The sequence below is a fragment of the Streptomyces glaucescens genome (assembly GCF_002154375.1).
Taxonomy (GTDB): Bacteria; Actinomycetota; Actinomycetes; order Streptomycetales; family Streptomycetaceae; genus Streptomyces; species Streptomyces glaucescens.
On sequence record NZ_MUND01000577.1, the window covers coordinates 1 to 5,380 of the forward strand.

General features: G+C 74.9%; 4 protein-coding genes and 1 pseudogene. 2 read left to right on the forward strand and 3 right to left on the reverse strand.

Going from position 1 to position 5,380, the window contains the following annotated elements:
- Positions 1-101: 101 nt before the first annotated feature.
- Positions 102-2,525: pseudogene (locus CCN42_RS32170) on the reverse strand (ATP-dependent Clp protease ATP-binding subunit); the annotation flags it as partial.
- 265 nt (positions 2,526-2,790) lie between these two features.
- A complete protein-coding gene (map, locus tag CCN42_RS32175; RefSeq protein ID WP_086740894.1) occupies positions 2,791-3,564 on the reverse strand; it encodes a type I methionyl aminopeptidase in 774 nt (257 codons plus the stop codon).
- 60 nt (positions 3,565-3,624) lie between these two features.
- Between map and CCN42_RS32180 the strand changes: the two genes are divergently transcribed.
- Complete coding sequence (locus tag CCN42_RS32180; RefSeq protein ID WP_043507077.1) at positions 3,625-3,888, forward strand: helix-turn-helix domain-containing protein; 264 nt, start codon at positions 3,625-3,627, stop codon at positions 3,886-3,888.
- Between the two features lie 59 nt (positions 3,889-3,947).
- Here the strand turns inward: CCN42_RS32180 and CCN42_RS45950 are convergent, their stop codons facing one another.
- Positions 3,948-4,610, reverse strand: a complete 663-nt coding sequence (locus CCN42_RS45950) for a hypothetical protein (protein ID WP_158102159.1) — start codon at positions 4,608-4,610, stop codon at positions 3,948-3,950.
- A 70-nt stretch (positions 4,611-4,680) separates the two neighbouring features.
- On the opposite strand from CCN42_RS45950, the gene CCN42_RS32190 reads away from it, so the two are divergent.
- A partial coding sequence (locus CCN42_RS32190; protein ID WP_211294835.1) for a lantibiotic dehydratase occupies positions 4,681-5,380 on the forward strand: 700 nt, incomplete at its 3' end.

Below are 5,380 nucleotides of genomic sequence, written 5' to 3' on the forward strand. Positions count from 1 at the left end.
TCGCCGAGCGCCGGCTCAGCCTGGAGATCACCGAGGAGGCGCTGGCCTGGCTCGCCGACGAGGGCAACGACCCGGCCTACGGCGCCCGCCCGCTGCGCCGGCTGGTCCAGACGGCGCAGCGGGCGGGCGCCGTACTCCGGCTGGTAGCCCTGCCGGGACAGCCAGTCCACGGCCGCGTCGGTGAACTCGACGGTGACGCCCTGCGCGGTGAGCAGCCGGCGGGTGTGCTCCAGCAGCAGGTTGGTGATCCGGTGCAGCTGGTCGGGGGTGAGCTGGCGGAACACCACGATCTCGTCGATCCGGTTGAGGAACTCCGGCCGGAAGTGCTCGCGCAGCGGGCGCAGGATCTGCTCCCGGCGCGCCTCCTCGTCGGCCTCCCCGCCGCCCGGCCCGAACCCGATGCTCGCGCCGCGCCGGATGATCGCCTCCGAGCCGAGGTTGCTGGTCATCACGATGACCGTGTTGCTGAAGTCGACCGTGCGGCCCTGGGAGTCGGTGAGCCGCCCGTCGTCGAGCACCTGGAGCAGGATGTTGAAGACGTCCGGGTGGGCCTTCTCCACCTCGTCGAGGAGGAGCAGCGAGTACGGGTGGCGGCGGACCACCTCGGTGAGCTGCCCGGCCTCCTCGTGGCCGACGTAGCCGGGCGGGGCGCCCACCAGGCGGCTGACCGTGTGCCGCTCCTGGTACTCGCTCATGTCGAGGCGGACCATCCGGTCCTCGCTGCCGAACAGCGCCTCGGCGAGGGCGCGGGCCAGCTCCGTCTTGCCGACGCCGGTCGGGCCGAGGAAGAGGAAGCTGCCGATCGGCCGGTCGGGCGAGGCGAGCCCGGCCCGGGAGCGCAGCACCGCGTCGGAGACGACCCGTACCGCCTCCTCCTGGCCGACCACCCGCTCGCGCAGATGCTCCTCCATGCCGAGCAGCCGGTCCTTCTCCTCCTCGGTGAGCCGGCTGACGGGAATGCCGGTGAGCCGGGACACCACCTCGGCGATCGCCTCCGCGGTCACCTCCAGGTGCTGGCCCTCGTCGGCCTCGCCGTCCCCGGCGACCTCGGCGATCCGCCGCTTCAGCTCGGCGATGCGGTCCCGCAGCCGCATCGCCTCCTCGTAACTCTCGTCCGCGACCGCCTGGTCCTTGTCCCGGACCAGCTGCTCGGCCTCGCGCTCCATGGCCCGTACGTCCGTGCCCTTGGTGCGGGCCCGCAGCCGCACCCGCGCGCCCGCCTGGTCGATCAGGTCGATCGCCTTGTCCGGCAGCCGCCGGTCGGTGAGATAGCGGTCGGACAGCTCCACCGCCGCCATCAGCGCCTCGTCGCTGTAACGGACCTGGTGGTGGGCCTCGTAGCGGTCGCGCAGCCCGCGCAGGATCTCCAGCGCGTCCTCAGTGGTCGGCTCCGGCACCAGGATCGGCTGGAAGCGGCGGGCGAGCGCCGCGTCCTTCTCGATCCGGCGGAACTCCTCCAGCGTGGTCGCGCCGACGATGTGCAGCTCGCCGCGCGCCAGGGCCGGCTTCAGGATGTTCCCGGCGTCCATCGAGCCGCCCTCGCCCCCGCCACCCGCGCCGACCACGGTGTGCAGCTCGTCGATGAAGACGATCAGCTGGTCGGAGTGGCTGCGGATCTCGTCGACGATGTTGTTCATCCGCTCCTCGAAGTCGCCCCGGTAACGGGTTCCGGCGACCACGCCGGTGAGATCGAGGGCCACCACCCGCCGGCCGGTCAGTACGTCCGGTACGTCCCCGTCGGCGATCCGCTGCGCCAGTCCCTCCACGATGGCGGTCTTGCCGACGCCCGCGTCACCGATCAGCACCGGGTTGTTCTTGCCCCGGCGGGACAGCACCTCGATGGTCTGCTCGATCTCGTCGTCCCGCCCGATCACCGGGTCGATACGGCCCCGGCGGGCCTGGTCGGTGAGATCGCGGCCGTACTTGTCGAGAGTCGGCGTCGCGCTCTGCCGCGGCCGTTCCGCACGGGCCCCCGGCCGGACCGGCTGCCCGGCCTCGGGTGCCTCGGCCGGCATGCCGCCCGGGGAGAAGCGCGCCGCGTTCAGGATGTGTCCGGCCGCCGAGTCCGGGTTGTTGGCGAGCGCGCTGAGGACGTGCTCCGGGCCGATGTAGCCGGTGCCGCTCGCGCGGGCCAGGTCGTGCGCGTCGAGCAGGGCCCGTTTGACGGCCGGGGTGAGGGACAGCGAGGTCGGTGGCGGCGCCTCGCCCTCCGTGTACTTGACCGGTCCCGAGCGCTCGTCGATCTCCGACGCCAGGGAGTCCGGGTCGGCGACGCCGGAGCGGCTGAGCAGACTCCGGGTCGGCTCTGCGGACAGGGCCGCGCGCAGCAGATGCTGGGTGTCCAGATCCCGGCTGCCGTGTTCGGCGGCGTACCGCGCGGCACCCTGCACCAGATCCCGGGCCGGCTGGCTCAGGAGCCGGCCGATGTCGATCTGGCGCGGGGCCGGGCGGGGGCCGCCGAAGAAGCGGGCGAGGAACTCTCCGAAGGGGTCGTAGCCCTCCGGTCCGGTGAAACCGCTGGTCATGGCGTTCCCATCCGGCGTCCCTGCGCGGGTCGGGGACGCCCTCGCTGATCGACGTGCCGGAGCCGGGTAACCCGGGCGGGAACCGGTTACACACGCGGGGGGCGCTCGTAGAACACCTTCGCACGATCGCTGAGAGGGGGCACATCGAGCCACCGCCGCCCACGGGAACGGCGCCCGCGGCCCGCACGGGCCGCAAGGGAGCGGCCCGCGCAGGGGCGGAAGGCGCGCCCGGGCCGGCTCGGCGGGCTGTCGGGACGCGGGGCCGTCAGGAGGCGCGGGCCGTGAGGACGCGCGGGCCGTCCTCCGTGATCGCCACCGTGTGCTCGACGTGGGCGGCGCGCGAGCCGTCGTCGGTGCGCAGGGTCCAGCCGTCCGGGGCCGCGTGGTAGCCGTCCGTGCCGCCCGCGACGAGCATCGGCTCGATGGCGAGGACCATGCCCTTGCGCAGCGGCAGACCGCGGCCGGGGCGCCCCTCGTTCGGCACCCCCGGGTCCTCGTGCATCCGGCGGCCGATCCCGTGCCCGCCGAAGCCGTCCGGGATGCCGTAGCCGGCCTCGCGGCACACCGTGCCGATGGCGTGGGCGATGTCGCCGATGCGGTTGCCGACGACGGCGGCCTCGATCCCGGCGGCGAGGGCGCGCTCGGCCGTCTCGATCAGGCGGAGGTCGGCAGGGCGCGGCCTGCCGACGGTGAGGCTGATCGCCGAGTCGCCGACCCAGCCGTTCAGTTCGGCGCCGAAGTCGAGGGAGACCAGATCGCCGTCGCGCAGCCGGTAGCGGGTGGGGATGCCGTGCACGATCGCGTCGTTCACGGAGGCGCACAGCACGCCCGGGAACGGGGTCGGGGCGAAGGAGGGGCGGTAGCCCAGGAAGGGGGAGGTCGCGCCCGCCTCCCGCAGCACGTCACGGGCGAGGGCGTCCAGGTCCAGCAGGGAGACACCGACGTCCGCCGCGTCCCGTACGGCCGTCAGGGCGCGGGCGACGACCTGGCCCGCTTCGTACATCGCGTCGATCGAATGGTCCGTCTTCAGTTCCACCATGCCAATTACTATACCGGTATTTGAATGGGCGCCCGCGTGGGCGGTATTAGAATGGGCGCCATGGTGCGCACTCCACTCACCGCCGAAGAGCGGGAACGCGGCGAACGACTCGGCCGGCTGCTTCGGGAGGCCCGCGGCGGCCGCAGCATGGCCGAGGTCGCGGCCCGCGCCGGCGTCTCCGCCGAGACGCTGCGCAAGATCGAGACCGGGCGGGCGCCGACCCCGGCGTTCTTCACCGTCGCGGCCCTGGCCGGCACCCTCGGCCTGTCCCTGGACGAGCTGCTCGTGGCCACGGCTGTCACCGCCGAACCCGCGGCGGCCTGAGGCGCTCGCGCCCCCGCTGAAAACTCCCCGTAGCGAGCCTGTAACACGGCTCGTGTTGGCTACGGACCCGAGTGCTCCGGCGTGGCGGGGAGTGGGCGATGACTGTGGATCAACTCCCGGTACAGGTGCGGGAGTTCGCGAACTACCTGGACGGCCTGCTGGCCCGGCTGGATCCGGGCGGCGGATGGTGCGCGGTGTTCTGGCGGCGCGACCCCGACGGTATGCGGGCCTGCCTGGACGGGCGGGATATCCCGCCCTGGGACGTGGTGGAGGCGCTCCTCCAGGACCTCGCCGCCGAGCACGGGCCCGGGACCGCCGCCGCCGAGAAGGACCGGGCCCGCGCCCTGCACGCCGCCGCGCTCACCGCCCACGACGCCCGGCCCGGCGGCCGGGCCGCCCTCGGGGACCGGCTCGACGTGATGCTCCGCGAGCAGCGGTACGCCGCCGAACGCCTGGCCGAACTGGGACGCCTGCTCGCCTCCGCCCCCACCCGGGAGGCGGCCGACGCCCTCCGCCGCGACCTCGCGTGGGCCCGCGACGACCACCACCGGGCCACCGCCCGCTGTGCCGAACTCCGCGTCCGCATGGCCGACTTCGATCAGCGGACACGGGCGGACGGTCCGCGGGACCCGCACCCGGCCCGGCCTGCGGGGGCCGGAGGAGGAGCGGCGCCACAGGCCGGTGCGGAAGCCGCGGGGCGCGCTCCCCGGCCGGCCCGGCACGCCGATGGACCGGAGACCGTCTCGTCGGTCCGGTCCGACGCGCTGGATCCCCGCTGGGCGCTCCGGCCCGGTGCGCCGGAGCCCGGCCCCGCGGCCCGCCGCCGCGCGGCCCACCGTCCCGCTCACCCCCGTCGTCCAGGAGAACCGCACGCTCGTCGCCGCGCTCACCACGGCCCTGCTCGACGCGCCACGCCGCCGCCACTCCCTCCCGCACCGCCTGACGAGCAGCGCACGGGTGGCGGACGGACGGGCCCGCTACGCCCGCGCAGAGCCGCTCTTCGCCGGCGGCCGCTACCTGGTCAGCCAGGAGGACGAGGTAGACGTGGCCGCCCGTCCGGCGCTGGACACCCTGGCCGCGATCCTCACCGACGGCCCGCTCACCCTCGGCACCCTGTCCGTCCGCCTCGCGGCCGGCCTGGGCCGCGAGAGGGACGCCGCCGCCGTCACGGCGTTCGTGCACCGGCTCGCCGGCGCCGGGCTGCTCGTACCCGTGGAGCCCGTCGACCCGCAGCACCCCGCCCCGCTCCTCGCCCTCGCCGACTGGCTGCGCCGGTGGCCCGCGGACGCCGCGCTCGCGGACCGGATCACCGAGCTGGCCCACGACACCCGGCGGTTCGCGTCCACGCCGGCCACCGAACGGCCCGCCCTGCTCGCCGACCTCGCCGCCCGCTGGCGCCGCCTGCTCGCCGACACCGGCCGCCCCGTCGCCGCGGACGCCGCCCCGCTGACGGTCCTCACCGAGGACGTCGTCGCCCCGGTACCCCTCTCCC